The organism is Caulobacter segnis, from assembly GCF_029543125.1.
Taxonomy (GTDB): domain Bacteria; phylum Pseudomonadota; class Alphaproteobacteria; order Caulobacterales; family Caulobacteraceae; genus Caulobacter; species Caulobacter segnis_D.
Genome location: NZ_JARQWW010000008.1, coordinates 47993 through 64810, shown reverse-complemented (window position 1 = coordinate 64810; position 16818 = coordinate 47993). Strand labels below are relative to the sequence as shown.

17 protein-coding genes are annotated in these 16818 nt (G+C 67.4%); 8 read left to right on the top strand and 9 right to left on the bottom strand.

Annotated elements, in window-relative coordinates; genetic code table 11:
• Positions 1 to 88: 88 nt before the first annotated feature.
• Positions 89 to 559: an NUDIX domain-containing protein gene (locus tag P7B02_RS19050; protein ID WP_277787943.1), complete on the bottom strand. Its 471-nt coding sequence runs from the start codon at positions 557 to 559 to the stop codon at positions 89 to 91.
• 157 nt (positions 560 to 716) lie between these two features.
• On the bottom strand, positions 717 to 1520 hold the full coding sequence (locus P7B02_RS19045) for a response regulator (protein WP_277787942.1): 804 nt from the start codon (positions 1518 to 1520) through the stop codon (positions 717 to 719).
• 74 nt (positions 1521 to 1594) lie between these two features.
• Here P7B02_RS19045 and P7B02_RS19040 point away from each other — a divergent pair, with 74 nt between their 5' ends.
• A complete protein-coding gene (locus P7B02_RS19040) occupies positions 1595 to 2326 on the top strand; it encodes an SDR family oxidoreductase (RefSeq protein ID WP_431355837.1) in 732 nt (243 codons plus the stop codon).
• 11 nt (positions 2327 to 2337) lie between these two features.
• The gene (gene folB / locus P7B02_RS19035; RefSeq protein ID WP_431355836.1) at positions 2338 to 2745 is read left to right on the top strand and encodes a dihydroneopterin aldolase; all 408 of its coding nucleotides are present in this window, start codon (positions 2338 to 2340) and stop codon (positions 2743 to 2745) included.
• Here folB and P7B02_RS19030 read toward each other — a convergent pair.
• From P7B02_RS19030 to lgt, 5 genes are all read right to left on the bottom strand, one after another.
• Positions 2742 to 4142: a serine hydrolase domain-containing protein gene (locus P7B02_RS19030; RefSeq protein WP_277787940.1), complete on the bottom strand. Its 1401-nt coding sequence runs from the start codon at positions 4140 to 4142 to the stop codon at positions 2742 to 2744. The genes folB and P7B02_RS19030 overlap by 4 nt on opposite strands.
• Before the next feature lie 115 nt (positions 4143 to 4257).
• Positions 4258 to 5196 carry a ribose-phosphate pyrophosphokinase gene (locus P7B02_RS19025; protein ID WP_277787939.1) on the bottom strand — a complete coding sequence of 313 codons (939 nt, stop codon included), beginning with the start codon at positions 5194 to 5196 and terminating at the stop codon, positions 4258 to 4260.
• Positions 5197 to 5296: 100 nt separating this feature from the next.
• The gene (gene pgeF, locus P7B02_RS19020) at positions 5297 to 6073 is read right to left on the bottom strand and encodes a peptidoglycan editing factor PgeF (RefSeq protein ID WP_277787938.1); all 777 of its coding nucleotides are present in this window, start codon (positions 6071 to 6073) and stop codon (positions 5297 to 5299) included.
• 4 nt (positions 6074 to 6077) lie between these two features.
• On the bottom strand, positions 6078 to 7145 hold the full coding sequence (locus P7B02_RS19015; RefSeq protein WP_277787937.1) for a class I SAM-dependent methyltransferase: 1068 nt from the start codon (positions 7143 to 7145) through the stop codon (positions 6078 to 6080).
• Positions 7146 to 7154: 9 nt separating this feature from the next.
• The gene (gene lgt / locus P7B02_RS19010) at positions 7155 to 8006 is read right to left on the bottom strand and encodes a prolipoprotein diacylglyceryl transferase (RefSeq protein WP_431355835.1); all 852 of its coding nucleotides are present in this window, start codon (positions 8004 to 8006) and stop codon (positions 7155 to 7157) included.
• A 92-nt stretch (positions 8007 to 8098) separates the two neighbouring features.
• On the opposite strand from lgt, the gene P7B02_RS19005 reads away from it, so the two are divergent.
• The 3 genes from P7B02_RS19005 (at position 8099) to proC (ending at position 9870) form a co-directional block, all read left to right on the top strand.
• Positions 8099 to 8377: an accessory factor UbiK family protein gene (locus P7B02_RS19005; RefSeq protein WP_277787936.1), complete on the top strand. Its 279-nt coding sequence runs from the start codon at positions 8099 to 8101 to the stop codon at positions 8375 to 8377.
• Between the two features lie 146 nt (positions 8378 to 8523).
• Positions 8524 to 9030, top strand: coding sequence for a YbjN domain-containing protein (locus tag P7B02_RS19000; RefSeq protein ID WP_277787935.1), 507 nt, complete (start codon positions 8524 to 8526; stop codon positions 9028 to 9030).
• 57 nt (positions 9031 to 9087) lie between these two features.
• Positions 9088 to 9870, top strand: coding sequence for a pyrroline-5-carboxylate reductase (gene proC / locus P7B02_RS18995; RefSeq protein ID WP_277787934.1), 783 nt, complete (start codon positions 9088 to 9090; stop codon positions 9868 to 9870).
• 167 nt (positions 9871 to 10037) lie between these two features.
• Here the strand turns inward: proC and P7B02_RS18990 are convergent, their stop codons facing one another.
• Positions 10038 to 12443, bottom strand: coding sequence for a TonB-dependent receptor (locus P7B02_RS18990; protein ID WP_277787933.1), 2406 nt, complete (start codon positions 12441 to 12443; stop codon positions 10038 to 10040).
• Between the two features lie 240 nt (positions 12444 to 12683).
• On the bottom strand, positions 12684 to 13871 hold the full coding sequence (gene nhaA / locus P7B02_RS18985; RefSeq protein ID WP_277787932.1) for a Na+/H+ antiporter NhaA: 1188 nt from the start codon (positions 13869 to 13871) through the stop codon (positions 12684 to 12686).
• A 200-nt stretch (positions 13872 to 14071) separates the two neighbouring features.
• Between nhaA and P7B02_RS18980 the strand changes: the two genes are divergently transcribed.
• The 3 genes from P7B02_RS18980 to P7B02_RS18970 all read left to right on the top strand — a co-directional run bounded on the left by P7B02_RS18980 (position 14072) and on the right by P7B02_RS18970 (position 16683).
• Positions 14072 to 15487 (top strand): protein adenylyltransferase SelO, encoded by a 1416-nt coding sequence (locus P7B02_RS18980; RefSeq protein WP_277787931.1) that lies wholly within the window; start codon positions 14072 to 14074, stop codon positions 15485 to 15487.
• Positions 15488 to 15543: 56 nt separating this feature from the next.
• Entirely contained in the window at positions 15544 to 15864 is a 321-nt protein-coding gene (locus tag P7B02_RS18975; RefSeq protein WP_277787930.1) for a plasmid stabilization protein, read from the top strand.
• Positions 15865 to 15960: 96 nt separating this feature from the next.
• Positions 15961 to 16683 carry an SIMPL domain-containing protein gene (locus P7B02_RS18970; RefSeq protein ID WP_277787929.1) on the top strand — a complete coding sequence of 241 codons (723 nt, stop codon included), beginning with the start codon at positions 15961 to 15963 and terminating at the stop codon, positions 16681 to 16683.
• Positions 16684 to 16818: the final 135 nt, after the last annotated feature.

The following is a 16818-nucleotide window of genomic DNA, read 5'->3' as shown; positions in this document are numbered from 1 at the left end:
GCTCCTGCCCTGTAGGGCTGCTGTCGTGCAGCCTCTGGAATTCAAACAATCATTCTAATGATCGTTGATCAGGTGGGAAGGGGCGGCGTCACCAGCGCAGGTCGGGTTCCACCTTGCCGAGGGCTTCCATGATGCGGGCGCGGGTGGCCGGGGTCACGGCGTCCGGCAGGTTTTCGGGATCGAACCATTCGACCGCGGCGATTTCCCCGCGCGAGGTCAGGGGGCAGGGGCTCCAGCGGTCGATACGGTAGATCAGAACGTGGTCGCCGCTGAACGCGTGGTCATTGGAATGGAACGACAGCAGGCGCGGGCGGCCTTCCAGCCGCACGCCGGCCTCTTCTTCCATCTCACGGGCCAGGGCGGCCTCAGCGGTCTCGCCGCGCTCCACCCCGCCGCCGGGCAGATACCAGCCGGGCAGATAGGTGTGCTCCACCAGCAGGATCCAGCCCGCTTCATTCACCACCAGGCCGCGTACGCCCAGCGTCATGGAACGCGTGGCGCGGGAGAACACCTTGAACAGGGGCCGAGTGAAGGGTTCGATGCGGCGACGCCAGGACATGCGCCCCTATAGACGCCTGCGGGCTTGCCGTCCCGTTCCTCGACCGCTAAAGCCCGGTTCGCACTTCTGGAGTTTCCGACATGCTCGCGCTCGCCGTCATTTTCGGTTTCATTGGCGTCATCTGCGCCCTGAACTTCTTCGAGTTCGGCCGTATCGACTAACGACCGATCAAGGCGCGGAGCCGATCCGCGCTGAACGGCTTGCGAAGCATGCCCGCGAACCCCGCCTGATCCAGCATCTGGCGGTTGGGCGCGAGGTCCTGGGGCGCCAAGGCGAAGACCGCCGTATCCGGGTGCGCGCCGCGCGCCGTCCGGGCGATGGCGACGACGTCCGACCTTTCGTCCTCCATATCGATCAGCACCGCCGCATAGGGCCCTGACGCCAGCAGGCGCAGCAAGGCCTCCGGTCCCGCCGCGACCTCCACGGCGAAACCGGCGTCCAGCAGGGCGGCGCGAATCTCCGCGCGTTGCGGATTGTCGGCCTCGACAAGCAGGACGCCGGGCGGGGCGAGCGGAGCCTGAATGACCAGCGACAGGGTCAGGCGGTCGCCCGTGATCCGGACAGTGAGTTCGGCCTCGGCGTCGCGCGCGGTGGCGGCCGCCATGCGCAGCACCGGGTGATCAAGCGTGGTGGCGGGATCGACACGGACGCCGACCGCGACGCTGACCTCGGTCGGGATGCCGTCCGCCAGAATTGACAGTACGCCCCCGGACCAAAGGGCGGCGGCGCAGAGCACCGTGGTCCGGAAGAGATCGGCGGCGATCTGGGACGCGACGAGGCGTGGCGCACGAAGCTCAGGGCAGAGGTTCAGGGAAAGGATCGTGTCGGGGGTGACGAACTCACCGCAGATCTGGTCGGTCAGCTTGCTGAAGAGATGGTGGAGGTCACAGCCGCGGGCGTCGTCCTTGCGAACCGGGAACTCAGCGGCTTCACTGTCCAGGCTGGGATTGCGACGGGCCATGCGGGCATCTTGGCGTGTGTTTTAGATCTGCTCAACTGATAGTTGTGCTGTCAAGTTTAGAAAGGGTGAAGCGCATGGGATGGGCCCTGGTCACGGGAGCCGCTCGACGGATCGGGCAGGCTCTGGCCATCGCGTGCGCGCAGGCGGGCTATGACGTTGTGGTGCATCACCGTGGCGCGGCCGAGGACGCCGCCGAGACGGTGGCGCGGATCGAGGCCCTGGGGCGTCGCGCGGTCGCGGCCCATGCCGATCTGACCCACGATGCGGAGCGGGGCGCCCTGCTGACCGCCGTGGGGGAGCCGCTGACCCTGCTGGTCAACTGCGCGTCCCTGTTCCAGGACGACCGCATCGAGACCCTGACCGCGGAAAGCTTTGACGCGCATATGGGCGCCAACCTGCGGGCCCCCATCCTGCTGGCCCAGGCCTTCGCGGCGCAGGCGCCGGACGACAGCCTGATCGTCAACATCGTCGACCAGCGTGTCTGGCGGCCGAACCCGCAGTTCTTCAGCTACAGCCTGTCCAAGGCGGGCCTTTGGTGGGCGACCCAGACCCTGGCTCAGGCGTTGGCGCCGCGCATCCGCGTCAACGCCATCGGACCGGGACCGACCCTGGCCTCGATCCATCAGAACAACGGCGAGTTCGACCAGGAAGCGGCCAATGTGCCCCTGGGCAAGCCCGCGTCGCCGGACGAGATCGCCGCAGCCCTGCGCTACCTGATTGACGCAGGGTCGGTGACGGGCCAGATGATCGCCGTCGATGGCGGCCAGCATCTCGCCTGGCGGACGCCCGACATCATCGGCGCTTGAAAGGCCGGACCGTGACCGCCCCCAGCCCTCTGCAATTCTCCACTGACGAACAGCCCGCCACCCGCGTGGTTGGCGTGAAGGTGTTCGTGCGCGGCCTGGCCGTGGAGGCCGAGATCGGCGTCTACAAGCACGAGCATGGCCGCCTGCAGCCGCTGGTGGTGGATGTGGAGATGGACGTCGCCGCCTCGGGCTTCGAGCGTCTGGCCGACACCGTGAACTACGAAAGCGTGGGCGAAGCCGCCCGCGCCATCGTGGCCGAGGGACGCATCGACCTGGTCGAGACCTTCGCCGAACGACTGGCCCACGCCTGTCTGGCCGACAGCCGCGTGACCCGCGTGCGCGTCCGCGTGGAGAAACCTCTGGCCCTGGCCCCGAACGCTCAGGCGGCGGGGGTCGAGATCACCGCCGTCCGGGCCTAGCAGCCCCAAATCCAGAAGATGCGGTCCTGGTCGTCAAAGCCGACCAGTCGCCAATCGGTCTTGTCGGCGTCCTCGATCTGGTAGCGGCGCATGCGTCCGCGCTCGACCTTGTACTCCTCGATCGGCGTCGCCTGGGCGTCGGTCTTGAAGCCGATGGCGAACCGGCGCTGCTCGACAGGATCGGCCAGAACACGGGCGAAATCCTCCGAGAACACGCCAGGCGACGGCTTGAGCGGGCCGCCGGCGCCGATCAGGTCGGCCAGGCGTTGATCGACACGATCGCGCCGCAGGGGCGGCAGATCCAGATAGGTCGCCTGTGGGGCGAAGGCGCGGGCCGCCGTCCAGGCCATGGTCCGCAGGAAGCGGCTGGGCGGATCGGTGTTCATCATCACCGCCACGGTCAGGTCCTCGGCGCCATGCCGCAGCAGGACGGCCGTATGACCGGGCGCGCCGCCGGTGTGCCATTGCACGGGCTCGCCCCTCACCTCATCCAAGAACCAGCCGAACCCATAGGGCAGGCGCTGGCCAGACCCCAGGGTCGCCCATTCAAGGGCCTGGCGCATAGCCTGGCGGCTCGCCACGCGGTCTTGGCTCAGGGCTTGGCCCCAGGGGGCGATGTCGCGCACCGAAAGCTGCACGCCGCCCGCGCCGCTGGCTTGGTCGGTCTGGGCCTCGGGCACGCGCCAGTAGCGCTGATAGTATTGGTAGGGCTCGGCGAGGCGTGGGGTCACCACGCCGGGGCCGTCATATCGCGCGGTGGGCAGGCCCCGGAGCACGTTCTGGCGCAGCGCCTCGGCTAGGGGCGCACCCATCATGTCCTCGACGATCCAGCCCAGCAGCACATAGTTGGTGTTGCAGTAGGACCAACCTTGGCCAGGGGCGAACAACGGCTCGCGATAGAGCGCGCGCTTCAGAAACTCCTCGCGGCTGGGATCGTCCTCGGTCAGCGAAGGCTTGAACGGCGCGAGCGAGTGGTCGGGAATGCCGCTGGTGTGGTTCAGCAAGGATCGGATGGATCGGTCCGCCCACGCCGCCGGGACGTTCGGCAGATAGGCGCTGACGGAGGCGTCCAGCGTCACGCGGCCTTGGTCCACCAGCTTCAGGATGCCCAACGCCGTCACATGTTTTCCGACCGAAGCGCAGGCGAACAGGGTGTCGTCCCTCACCGGCGTCTCGAAGGCCAAAGAGGCGAAGCCGTATGTCCAGCTTCCCAGCAGCGTTCCGCCGCGCGCCACAGCCACCGCCGCGCCGGCGGTAGGCGCCTTGCGGGCATGGGCCTCGAGCTGGTTGGCGAGGTCGGCGGGCAGAGAGGCTGCGCTCTGCGCCTGGGCGCATGTGGCGAGGGGCGCGGCCAGCAACGCGGCGGAGCGGGCAAGAAAGCAGCGTCGTTGGATCACTCAGGCCACCTAGATATATAAGCGCTTACATATCTAGGCGGCGAACGGCGATCCTGGCAAGGCGAACCTCGTGAAAACTGTTGAATTTAAAGAGGGTGAGCCTAGGCGCGCGGGCTTAGTCGAACAGCTTCGACACGGACTCTTCGTTGGCGATGCGGCGGATGGCTTCGCCGATCAGCGGGGCGCAGGAGACCAGGCGGACCTTGCCGCAGGACTTCAGGGCTTCTTCCGGCTGCTCGATGGAGTCGGTGACCACCAGTTCCTTGAGCACGGATTTGCCGACCCGGTCATAGGCCGCGCCGGACAGGACGCCGTGGGTGACGTAGGCGGCGACTTCGGTGGCGCCGTTGGCGATCAGGGCCTCGGCGGCGTTGCACAAGGTGCCGGCGCTGTCGGCGATGTCGTCGAACAGGATGCAGCGGCGGCCCTGGACGTCGCCGATGATGTTCATGACCTCGCTCTGGCCGGGACCGGAGCGGCGCTTGTCGACGATGGCCAGGTCCGCGTCGAGACGCTTGGCCAGGGCGCGGGCGCGGACCACGCCGCCCACGTCCGGCGACACGATCATCAGGTCGGCGGCCTTGGTGTAGTTCTCGCGGATGTCGGCGGCCAGCAGCGGGGTCGGCAGCAGATTGTCCGTGGGAATGTCGAAGAAGCCCTGAATCTGGCCGGCGTGCAGGTCCATGGTCAGGACGCGGTCGGCGCCGGCGCGGGTGATCAGGTTGGCCACCAGCTTTGCTGAAATAGGGGTGCGGCCGCCGGTCTTACGGTCCTGCCGGGCGTAGCCGAAATAGGGAACCACGGCGGTGATCCGCTTGCCCGACGCGCGCTTCAGGGCGTCGATGCAGATCAACAGCTCCATCAGGTTGTCGTTCGCCGGATACGACGTCGACTGGATGATGAAGACGTCCTCGCCGCGGACGTTCTCGTCGATGGTGACGAACACCTCGTTGTCGGCGAAGCGGCGGACCTGAGCCTTGGTCAGCGGTAGGTCCAGGTAGTCGGCGATCGCGCCCGCGAGAGTACGGTTGGAGTTGCCAGCCAGCAGCTTCATCGAGGGCCCCGTCGCAGAACTGTTGTGGTGTTGCGCGGGCTTCTAGCAGGGAGTCGGCTGAGAACAAGCTCAAGAATCCCTAAACGCCCGAGCGTGGCTTTCAGGTCAGCATGATCGCCGACAGAAGGCGCCCATAGTCGCCTTCGCCGCGCAGCACCGCCCTGCGGTTGGAAAAGAACAGGTTTTCCTCGGCGCAGGTGTCGCGACCGACCCACTCGCGTTGCTCGACCCCGGCCGCGCGCAGGCGCTCGAGCACGAAGGCGGGCAGGTCGAACTGGCGCTTGTCGGCGGACTTGCCGGTCGAGAAGAACTGTTCGGAGCCTGGGGCGTCGGCGGCGAAGCGTTCGAAGAAGTCGAGGCCAACCTCGTAGGAGGCGGGGCCGATGCAGGGGCCCACGGCGGCGATCATGTTGGTCGGATCGGCGCCAAGCTCGACCATGGTGTCCACCGCCGACTGCACCACGCCGTCCAGCGCCCCGCGCCAGCCGGCATGGGCCGAGGCGACGATGCGGGCCACGGGGTCGACGATCAGGACGGGTGCGCAGTCGGCCGAAAGCGCGCCGCAGATGACGCCGGGGGTCTTGGAGACGATGGCGTCACCCTCCGGCCGTGCATCGCCCCAGGAGCCGTCGGCGACGATGGCGATGGTCGAATGGATCTGGAAGCAGGTGTCCAGGTCGCCGGACTTGCCGCCGAAATGGGCGGCGGCGCGGGCGCGGTTTTCGGCCACGTCGGCAGGCTCGTCCTTCGAGCCCCGGCCGATGTTCAGGCTGTCATAGATGCCGGTCGAGACGCCGCCCTTGCGGGTGAAGAAGGCGTGGCGGACGCCGGGGACGGCGGCCAGCAGGGCGGACTGGACTGAGGGCAGTTCGGTCAAGCGATCAGGCCTCTTCGAAACCGGGCGGGACAAGGTTCTGGGAATGAACGCACGCCGCCTTGAAAAGAGTCCCCATCTGATCGGGTTCGACCAGGCGGGCAAGCTGGCGGTCGATCACCTCGGCGCGATCCGGGCGGGCGGCGGCCAAAGCGGCGGCGCGTTGCTCGATGCCTAGGCGGGCAAGGAATTTGCCTTGGCCAAGGATCGGCGCGGTCGATGCGCCGGCTTGCCGCGCGGCGGCGAGGGCGGCGGGGAAGTCGGCGTGGACGGTGAGGTCGGCCTCGCCGGGGCAGGCGAGGGGATCGACCTTCTGGTGATCCTTCAGCGCCTGCAGGGTGTCGCCAGGACCTGGCGCGTCTCGACCGTAATCGATCAGCAGGGCGGCTCCCCCGTCGCGCGCGATCCGTTCGCCCAAGCTTGAGCCGAAAGCCTGCTGGACGGGAGACGTTTCGAACACCACGCCCAGCGGGATTTCGGCCGCCGTCGGCGCCGGGGCGGGCGGACCAAGGCGGAACGCCAGGGCGCCGTCATCGTCCAGGGCCACCAGCCGCTCAGCCCATCCTTGCCCGGTGCGCACGAATTGCCGGGCGGGCAGGCAGTCCAGCAGCTCGTTGGAGGCCAGGATCAAAGGTGCGCCGCCGGGGACCTGATCCAGGTCGTCAGCCCATCGCGGCGTCAGCGGGGCGCCCGCCAGCTTTTCGGCCTGAAGCGCGCGCAGGGGGCGGGAGGTCTCCACCAGCCACAGGTCGGCGCCGGCGATGAAACCCGGCGCCAGGCGCGCGGCGCGCAGCAGGTCGCTCATCAGCGTGCCGTCGCCGGGCCCCGCCTCGACCAGCCGGAACTGCGCAGGCTCGCCCAGCCGGCTCCAGACCTCCGCGCACCACAGGCCGATCAGTTCGCCGAACATCTGGCTGATCAGGGGCGCGGTGATGAAGTCGCCGCCCGCGCCCAGGGCCGGACGCGTGGCGTAGTAGCCGTTCCGCGGGTCGTGCAGGCAGCGCAGCATGTAGTCGGCGACGCTGATCGGGCCGGTCGCCGAGATCTCTGCGATCAGCCGGTCACGCAGGCTCATGGACCGGCCCTATGCCTTTTCGGGATGGGGTTCGCGCAGGGCCAGGGCGATGAAGATGACGCCCGCCGCCAGCATGGGCAGGGACAGCATCATCCCCATGGTCAGGCCCAGCGGGAAGTTCGGCATGAAGGCGTCCGGCTGGCGCACGTTCTCCAGGCTGGCGCGGAACACCGCGTAGCCCACCAGGAACAGGCCGGCCACCGCGCCGCGACGTTGCAGCCACATCCACTTGTGGGTGGCCAGACGCAGCAGGATAAACAGAGCCAGGCCTTCCAAAGCCGCCTCATAGATCTGGCTGGGATGGCGCGGATACGGCCCCGCGCCGGGGAAGATCACGCCCCAGGGCGCGTCGGTGACGCGGCCCCACAGCTCGCCGTTGATGAAGTTGGCCAGGCGGCCGAAGAACAGGCCGAAGGGCACGGCCGGGGCCACCACGTCGCCCAGGCGGCGTATGTCGATCTTGTTGCCCCAGGCGAAGGCGATCACGGCGACGATCACGCCGAGGCAGCCGCCATGGAAGCTCATGCCACCGTTCCAGACCTGCAGGATCTCGATCGGGTTCTCGACGATGATGGCCGGGCTGTAGAACAGCACATAGCCCAGCCGCCCCCCGCCGATGACGCCCAGGGTGATCCACAAGATCAGGTCGTCGATCTTCTCCGGCGTGATCGGCGGCGTCTGGCCGCCCCACAGGCGCGGGTTCTTCACCAGGCCGACGGCATAGCGCCAGCCCAGCAGGATGCCGGCCACATAGGCCAGAGCGTACCAGCGGATGGCGAAGGGGCCGATCTGGATGAGGATGGGATCGAGAAATTCGGGGAATGGCACGAAGGCGATGTCCTGTGCGGTGAGACGCCGCATCAACCTGTAAAGGCAAAGTCCTTCGCTTTCACCTGCCCTTTCCCATATAGGGACAAGCAGGGACGTCCATTGCGTCCCGAAAAGAGCCGACGATGCAGACCCAGAACCCGTTCCTCGACGAATTCGCCAAGCTGACCACCGCCGCCATGGGCATCGCCCAGGCCGCTGGAGAAGAGGCCAAGACGGCGTTCCGCGCCCAGGCCGACAAGTTCGCTGCAGAGTTCGACTTGGTCCGCCGTGACGACTTCGACGCCCTGAAGGCCGAGGTCGCGGCTCTGCGCGCCGAGATCGAGGCCCTCAAGGGCGGCGCTCCCAAGCCTGCCGCCAAGGCCAACCCGGCCGCCAAAAAAGCCGCCCCGAAGGCGGACTGATTCCTCCACTGAAAGCTGGCTCGCGCCTTGCAAGAAGCGCGTTGTGACGGCCGCGAAGCAGTCTAGCCTCGGTTGTTAAGGGGTGATTCACCTTAACGCCGGGTCCGCGGCGCGCTCACCTCTTGCAAGGGGACACTAGGATGTCGATGGACACGCACTCAGACGACGAAGAGGCCTTCCTGGCGCTCGATCCGCTGGACGTGGTCGAGCATGTGCTGGCGTCCGAGAACCTGACCTTCGACCGGACCGAGGACGGCGATCTCGCCTTCGCCCTGGCCGGCGACTGGAAGGACTACGAGCTTTGGTTCGCCTGGCGGCCGGAGGCGGAATGCCTTCAGCTCTGCCTGTCGCTGGACCTGCGCGCTTCCAAGACCAAGCGCCCGGCGGCCTATGAGCTGCTGAGCCTGATCAACCAGCGCTGCTGGCTCGGTCACTTCGAGATCTGGGCTGAGGACGGCGAGGTGGTGTTCCGCCACTCCATGTCCCTCCCCACCAGCGATCGTCCGACCCTGGGCCAGGCCGCCTCGATGATCGACGCGGCGATGGAGGCGGCTGACCGCTTCTATCCGGCCTTCGACTTCCTGCTGCACAAGGCCAAGACCCCGGACGAGGCCATGGCCGCCTGCATGTTCGAGACCGTCGGCCAAGCCTGAGACGTTTGGCCTGATCCACCTCGCGGATTGGAGAAATGGGGTTTAAAGACCAACCCCATGACTCCGATCCTTCTTCTGGGCGCGGGCCGTATGGGCGGCGCCATCATCGACGGTTGGCGCCAGACGGGCGCCGTCGCGACCTCCGATCTCATCATTCGTGATCCCAGCGCGGGTGAAGCCTTCGCGGGCTCGGGCGCGCAGGTGAACCCCGCCGACAGCGCCCTGAAGACCGCCAAGACGGTCATCCTGGCGGTGAAGCCACAGCTATGGCGCGGTGTCGCGGAGGAGGTCTCCGGCCTGCTGGCCAAGGACGCGGTGATCATCTCCATGGTCGCCGGCGTCTCCTCCCAGGACCTCAGCCAGGCCTTCGGCGGTCGCACGGTCGCCCGCATCATGCCGACCACCGCCGTGGCCGTGGCCAAGGGCACGGTGAGCGTCTTCGCGGCTGAGGCCGAGGCGCGCGGGCTGGCCCACAAGCTGTTCGATCCCATCGCCACGACGGTGGACCTTACTGATGAGAACCTTATGCACGCCGCCACGGCGGTTTCGGGTTCGGCTCCGGCCTATCTCTACGCCCTGGTCGAGGCGCTGGAAGGCGCCGGCGTCAGCCAGGGCCTGACGCCGGAAGCGGCGTCGGAGCTGGCGCGCTCCACCATCGTCGGCGCCGCCGCGCTGATGGGCCAATCCGACACTTCGCCCGCGGAACTGCGCCGCCAGGTGACCTCGCCCAACGGTACGACCCAGGCGGCGCTTGACGTACTGTTCGACGAGAACGGCCTCCCGCGCCTGATGTCTCACGCCGTGGCTGCGGCGGTGAAGCGCTCCCGCGAACTGGGCTAGGCGCGCCCTGCGTGCTTCGAGACGCGCTAACGCGCTCCTCAGCATGACGAAGCTCTGAACTCGTCATCCTGAGGATGGCCGAAGGCCGTCCCGAAGGACGCAACAAAAGAAAAGGGCGGCCCGGATCTCTCCGGGCCGCCCTGCTTTCAGTCCGACCTCTTCGGGTCTTAGAACTTGGCCCGCAGGGTCACGCCGTAGGTGCGCGGGGCGCCGAGGAAGGCGTCGAAGCCGCCGCTTTGCAGCGGGGCGTCGTAACCCACCTGAAGGTACTCTTCGTCCAGCAGGTTCTGGGCCCACAGCTCGGCGGTCCAGCGTTCGTCCTGGGTGCCGATGGCGATGCGGGCGTTGACCAGCCAGAAGGCGTCTTGCTCCTTGGCCGGGTGCAGGTCCGAGCCGGTGTTGAACATCGACGAGTACTTGCCGCTGAGGCTGGTGCGCAGCTCCAGGGTGTCGCCCAGGTCGTGGGAATAGCTGGCGGCCATGGAACCCGACCACAGCGGAGCGAAGGACAGGCGCGCGCCCGGCAGGCGCGGCGAGACGCCGGCGCCTGGCGTGAACTGGCCGTATTCGGTCACCGCATAGGTCACGCCGCCCTGCAGGGTCAGGCCCTTGAGGGGCGTGAACCACAGGAGGTCGGTGTCGACGCCGACCGATTTGACCTTCGGGATCGAGGTGACGATGTAGCTGGTGCCGGTGAAGGCGTTCAGCTGGAAGCCCTGGAACTCCTGATGGAACGCCGCGGCGTTCAGCGACAGGGTGCGGTTCAGCCAGCTGGTCTTCAGGCCCAGTTCGTAGGAGTCGACGGTCTCTTCCGGGAACGCCGTGTCCGGGTTCACCACGCCCAGGCCAATGCGGGCCCGGTCGAGGTTGAAGCCGCCGGCCTTGTAGCCGCGGGCGTAGGACGCATAGGTCATCACGTCCTCGTTCCAACGGTACGAAGCCTTGATGGTGCCGGTCAGCTCGTCTTCTTCGCGAGCCTGCTGGGTGCCGCGGTTATTGAAGCCCGGATCGGTCCAGGGCAGGCAGATGTTGCCAAGGACGGTCGCGGCGTTCGCGGCGCCGACGGCGCCGGCGATGATCGGCACGCGGCTCAGGGCGGCGGCGCAGCCGTTGGTGCCCGGCGCGTTGGTGTAGCGGGTGGACAGGTCCTTCTCTTCACGCGTGTAGCGCAGGCCCAGCGTGATATCGAAGGCGTCGGTCAGCTTCAGCGTGTTGTTGGTGAAGAAGGCCAGGCTGTTGGACTTCTGCTTGTAGGTGTCGCGAGCGCCGGCGCCCGGGGTGAAGATCGAGCCGGAGGGCAGCCCGGTGAGCAGCGAGACCAGGTTCGGGTTCGTGCCGCTGGACAGCAGCAGGCTCAGATAGGTCTCATACTGACGGCCGAAGACGAACGGCGTGTACTGATCCAGGGTCTCGCGGGCGTAGAACAGGCCCACCTGCCAGTCGAGGCGCTCGGTTCGGCCGGCCAGACGCAGTTCCTGGCTGAACTGGCCGAACTCGGTGCTCCAGTCCGGGGTGCGGTAGGCGAGGTCCATCGTCGTGAAGTCGATGTCCTGGCCGTTGTTGGTCTTCCAGTTCCGGCCGGCGGTGATCGAGGTGATCGTCGCGCCGCCCAGGCCTTCCAGGTCCCAGTTCACTTCCATCGACGCGCCCATGTCCTCGATCTCCTGATCGGTCGGACGGTTGGCGTAGGAGGTGCGGTCGAACGGACGCGGCGGATTGGCCAAGGCATTGCCGCCGCCCAGGGCGTTGACGATCGGGGCGGTCGCGCCGTTCACGATCTGCACGCCGACGCAGCAGCTTTCATCGCGCTTGGTGTAGTCGGCGATGATGCGGACATCCACGTCGTCGTTCGGCGTGAACAGAAGTTGGCCGCGGACGGTGTAATAGTCCTGATTGCCGTCTTCAGTGTTCGTGCGCGGGCCCTGGCCGGTGACGATGTCATAGAAGCCGTCACGTTCGCGGACCGCCGCGAACAGGCGGCCGGCCAACTTGTCGCCCATGATCGGACCGGTCACGGCGACCGAGCCGCCCTTCGTGCCATAATTGCCGAAGGTGGCCTCGGCCTCGGCGCCGAAGACGAACTCCGGAGCCTTGGTGATGATGTTGATGACGCCGGCCGAGGTGTTCTTGCCGAACAGGGTGCCTTGCGGGCCCTTCAGCACTTCGATGCGCTCAAGTTCGCCCAGGTCGTTGAAGGCCACGCCGTTGCGGGGACGATAGACGCCGTCGATGGTCACCAGGACCGACGATTCCAGGCCGGGGTTGTCGCCGACGGTGCCGACGCCGCGGATGCGGACGGTGGTGTTGGTTTCGTTCGACGTCGAGGCGACGTTCAGGCCAGGGGTCAGGATCTGCAGATCCTTGATGTCCCGCACGCCGGCGTCCTGCAGCAGTTGTTGCGGCAGGGCCGTGACCACGATCGGCACGTCCTGCAGGTTCTGCTCGCGCTTCTGGGCGGTGACGATGATGGAGTCGATCGTCGCGATGGCGTCTTGCGCGTGGGCCGCGCTGGCAGCCGCGGACGCCAAAACCAGGACAGACGCCGAGCGTCGGATGAATCGGGTGAAGTGCATTTCCTACCTCAGTTTTGTGTCCACGCGGATGTCGAGCCCCGCGTTTGGCAGATCGAACACGCAGGGCGGACCCTGCGCATTCGAACAAGTGTTCAGCTAAATCAGGTTCGCCAAGCCGAGCAAGAGGAATCCCTTACGGCGTAACGGAATCGGGCTGATGTGTCGCAAAAGCGACAACCACGGCAGGCTTCCCCTGCGTCGCTTTCGTGAGTCGGGTACGGCGGGTGACCGCCGTTCCCCCTAGATCTGCGAAGGGGCGGCCTTGCGCGCGCCGGCCAGCACCATGGCGCCCCAGATCACCGACAGCAGCGAGCCGCCCAGCACGCCCAGCTTCACCTGAACCTGTTCAGGCGAATCCACCGCGCCGGGGAAGGCCAGGACGCCGATGAACAGGCTCATGGTGAAGCCGACGCCGCAGAGAATCGCCACGCCATAGACCTGCCTCCAGGTTGCGCCCGTGGGCCGCGCGCCGATCTTCAGCAGGGAGGCCAGGGCGGCCATGGCCAAAACGCCGGCCTGCTTTCCGAGGAAGAGCGCCAGGGCGATCGTGACGACCAGCGGGGCCGCCAGAGTCGAAAACGACATGCCCGCGAACGAGACGCCGGCCTTGGCGAAGGCGAACAGCGGCAGCACCAGGAAAGCATTGTAGGGGTGGAGCTCGTGGATCGCCTCCTTGATCGGGCTTTGGCGGTTCTCCTTGCGCGCCTTGAGCGGGACGATCAGGGCGAAGGCCACGGCGGTCAGGGACGTGCTGAGGCCCGATAGGACCGTCAGGTACCAGACGGCCGCGAAGCCCAGCACCCAGAAGGGCGCAGTCAGCCGCACCCGCGCCGCCAGAAGGCCGCCGCCGACCAGCAGAGCCAGAACGCCCGCGAGCGGGGTGAGTTGGGCGCCCTCACTGAACAGCAGGGCGATCAGGGCGATGGCCCCCAGGTCATCCACGATGGCCAGCGTCAATAGGAAGATGCGCAGCGAGGATGGCAGCCCCTTGCCGACGAACCCGAAGACGGCCAGGGCGAAGGCGATGTCGGTGGCCAGCGGGATAGGCCATCCGGCGCCAGGCGCGCCAAGAGCCTTGCCGACGGCGAAATAGGCCAGCGCCGGCCCGACCATTCCGCCAAGCGCCGCCAGGACGGGAGTCGCCAAGCGGCGGGGATCGCTGAGCTCGCCGCGCAGAATCTCGTACTTGATCTCCATCCCCACCATGAGGAAAAAGATCGCCATCAGCCCTTCCTTGATCCAATCGGAGATCGTCAGTTCAAGGCTGATCGGGCCGACCTGAAGCGTGTGTACGCTCTTGAGCCAATAGAAATAGGCGGACGCCCAGGGCGAGTTGGCGATGATGATCGCCGCCAGGGCGGCCAGTCCCAGCGCCGCGCCGGCCGCGGCTTCGGTCTTGAGGAAATCGAGTGTGATCTTGCGCGCCACGGCGGCCTCCCTCGCGGTTGACTGTCGTGACGCCAGGTTATCGACGGGCGTCGGACCGGATTCGCCGCCAGGGCGCCAGCCTGGTCGCCAAGGCGACCTGATCTCTGCGGTCTTGATAGACGACCCCTTCGCGCGTTGTCGAGCAGGATCGGGACGCTTCGCGCTTGCGCCCGTTCGGCCCTCTTGCGCATTTGCAGGTCATGCCCGTCTCCGCCGCCTATCGCCCCGATCCTCGTTTCGCCGCGCTCGGCGCCGACTTCGCCGATGTGGCGGCCCCGGCGACCTTCCCCGAAACGATCCTGCGGCATCGCAATGATCGCGCTGCGGCCACGGTCGGTCTTCAGACTCTGACAGAGGAAGAGTGGCTCGCGCATTTCGCGCGCTTCGAGGCCTTGCCCGACAACCAGCCCGCGCCCCTGGCCATGCGCTATCACGGCCACCAGTTCCGGACCTACAATCCCGAGCTCGGAGACGGCCGGGGCTTCCTCTTCGCCCAGCTTCGCGAGGCCGGGAGCAACCGTCTGCTCGATCTCGCCACCAAGGGATCGGGCCAGACGCCCTGGTCGCGCAGCGGCGACGGCCGGCTGACCCTGAAGGGCGGGGTGCGCGAAATCCTGGCTGCGACCATGCTGGAGGCGCAGGGCGTGCCGACCTCCCGCGCCTTCTCCCTGGTGGAGACGGGGGAAGCTCTCACCCGCGGCGATGAGCCAAGCCCGACGCGCTCGGCGGTGCTGACCCGCCTGTCGCACAGCCACATCCGGTTCGGGACGTTCCAGCGCCACGCCTTCTTCGACCGGGCCGACCTGATCGGAAAGCTCGTGGAGCATGTGGCAGAGGTCTATTTCCCGCATCTGGCGGGGACGGACGACCTGCCCGCCGCCATGCTGGCCGAAACCGTGAAGCGCACCGCCAACCTCGCCGCCCGCTGGATGGCCGCCGGCTTCGTTCATGGAGTGCTGAACACCGACAACATGGTGGTGACGGGAGAGAGCTTCGACTACGGCCCATGGCGCTTCTTGCCGCGCAACGAGCCGGGTTTCACCGCCGCTTATTTCGACCAGACCGGCCTCTACAGCTTCGGCCGCCAGCCGGAGGCGGCGTTCTGGAACCTGCAGCAGCTGGCGGCCTGCCTGACCTTGGTCACCGGCTCCGACGGTCTGGTGGCGGCGCTGAACACCTTCGATGGGGCCTACCGATACGCCCTGCGCGGCGCCGTGCTCGACCGCCTGGGAATCGCCAGCGCCGAGGAGGAGCTGGACATCGCCCTGATCAGCACCCTATTCCGCGCCATGGCCGAGGCCGGCGACGCCGTGCGCTGGGAGCCGGTGTTCTTTGACTGGTTCGGTGGGACGGCGTCGGAGAAACGAGCGATGTCGGGACCGAGGGCGGCGGCTTATGACTCCGAGGGCTTCACGGCTGTTCGCGCGCTGTTGGCGCAGTACGAGTCGATCCGGCCGGAAAGGCTCGATGCGGACTATTTCCAGAAGCCGGAACCCGAAGAGTTGTTGATTGAGGAGGTCGAGGCCCTGTGGGCGCCGATCGCCGACGGCGATGACTGGGCGCCGCTCCAGGACAAGCTGGCGCGGATCGAGGCCATGCGCGCGGCCCTCCTGTAGCGCTTGGAACAAGCGGCGTTCCGGCCGGTTGCCTCCTACAGTTGAAGGAGGACGCCATGCCACGCGGCGACAAGTCCAAGTACACCGACAAGCAGGAGCGCAAGGCCGACCACATCGCCGAGGGCTACGAGGCTAAGGGTGTCTCCGAGAAGGAGGCCGAGCGACGCGCCTGGGCCACCGTCAACAAGGATGATGGCGGCGGCAAGAAGCCCGGCGGCTCCGGTCGCGGCAAGGACACCGGCCATCCCGCCGCCAAGAAGGGCGGCAAGAAGGGCGGCGAAGCCTCGGCCAGTCGGTCAGCGGCTGAACGCTCGGCCTCGGCCAAGAAGGCGGCGGCGACCCGGAAGCGAAACGCCGAGCACCACGCGCATCATTAGGCCCTGAACCTCCGCTGAACCGTCCCTTCAGATCCTGGCGGGAAGCTGTGCGTTAGCACCTCTGTCGGGCGCGCGGGTGCGCCCATGGAGAGGTTCATGAGCGACAATCGTCTGCTGTCGGCCGCTGTGGCTGGCGGCCTGCTGGCTATAGGGGTGGCGGTGGGCGGCGGCCTGATCGGGGCCGGCATCGTCGATGCACGCACTGGTGACCGCACCGTCACCGTGCGCGGCCTGGCCGAGCGGGACGCGAAAGCTGATCTCGCGGTGATGCCGTTGCGCTTCACCCAGTCCGGCGATGAGTTGTCCCAGGTGCAAGCGGCCATCGATGCTGACATCGGCAAGGTGAGGGGCTTCCTGACCGCCCAGGGCTTCAAGCCCGAGGAGATCGATCTCGGCCGTCTGGAGGTGGTGGACAACAACGCCCGCGAATACGGGCCGCAGAACGTCCGCGCCCGCTACATCCTGGCCCAGACCGTGTCCGTGCGCTCGAACGACGTGGACCGGGTGCAGGGCACGACGCGGGCCCTGTCCGACCTGGTCCGGCAGGGCGTAGTTCTGCAGGACTTCCGCGGCGCGTCCTACGTCTTCACCAAGCTGAACGACGTGCGGCCGGCCATGATCAAGGAAGCCACGGCCAGCGCCCGCAGCGGCGCCGAACAGTTCGCCCGCGACAGCGGCGCCAGTCTCGGCGGCATCAGCCGCGCCACGCAAGGCTCGTTCGAAATCCAGGCGCGTGACCCGGTGGGCGATCAGGGGGCGGACGCTTCGATCATGAAGCGCCTCCGGGTAGTGACGACGGTCAGCTATGCGCTGAAATAGGAAGACGTGCGGCGGCGGAAGATCATGACCTGACAGGTCATCGCATCGGCGACGCGAAGGTCTTACATCAACGAACAGGAAGGCGTGGGCGCGGCGATCTGTCGATGTCCGAATCACGCGAGCGCGCTGTCGGCG

Coding starts and splice junctions, on each gene's coding strand:
- P7B02_RS19050 (WP_277787943.1), bottom strand. CDS start 559: ATGTCCTGGCGTCGCCGCATCGAACCCTTCACTCGGCCCCTGTTCAAG.
- P7B02_RS19045 (WP_277787942.1), bottom strand. CDS start 1,520: ATGGCCCGTCGCAATCCCAGCCTGGACAGTGAAGCCGCTGAGTTCCCG.
- P7B02_RS19040 (WP_431355837.1), top strand. CDS start 1,595: ATGGGATGGGCCCTGGTCACGGGAGCCGCTCGACGGATCGGGCAGGCT.
- P7B02_RS19025 (WP_277787939.1), bottom strand. CDS start 5,196: ATGAAGCTGCTGGCTGGCAACTCCAACCGTACTCTCGCGGGCGCGATC.
- P7B02_RS19015 (WP_277787937.1), bottom strand. CDS start 7,145: ATGAGCCTGCGTGACCGGCTGATCGCAGAGATCTCGGCGACCGGCCCG.
- lgt (WP_431355835.1), bottom strand. CDS start 8,006: ATGCGGCGTCTCACCGCACAGGACATCGCCTTCGTGCCATTCCCCGAA.
- P7B02_RS19005 (WP_277787936.1), top strand. CDS start 8,099: ATGCAGACCCAGAACCCGTTCCTCGACGAATTCGCCAAGCTGACCACC.
- P7B02_RS19000 (WP_277787935.1), top strand. CDS start 8,524: ATGGACACGCACTCAGACGACGAAGAGGCCTTCCTGGCGCTCGATCCG.
- proC (WP_277787934.1), top strand. CDS start 9,088: ATGACTCCGATCCTTCTTCTGGGCGCGGGCCGTATGGGCGGCGCCATC.
- P7B02_RS18990 (WP_277787933.1), bottom strand. CDS start 12,443: ATGCACTTCACCCGATTCATCCGACGCTCGGCGTCTGTCCTGGTTTTG.
- P7B02_RS18980 (WP_277787931.1), top strand. CDS start 14,072: ATGCCCGTCTCCGCCGCCTATCGCCCCGATCCTCGTTTCGCCGCGCTC.
- P7B02_RS18975 (WP_277787930.1), top strand. CDS start 15,544: ATGCCACGCGGCGACAAGTCCAAGTACACCGACAAGCAGGAGCGCAAG.
- P7B02_RS18970 (WP_277787929.1), top strand. CDS start 15,961: ATGAGCGACAATCGTCTGCTGTCGGCCGCTGTGGCTGGCGGCCTGCTG.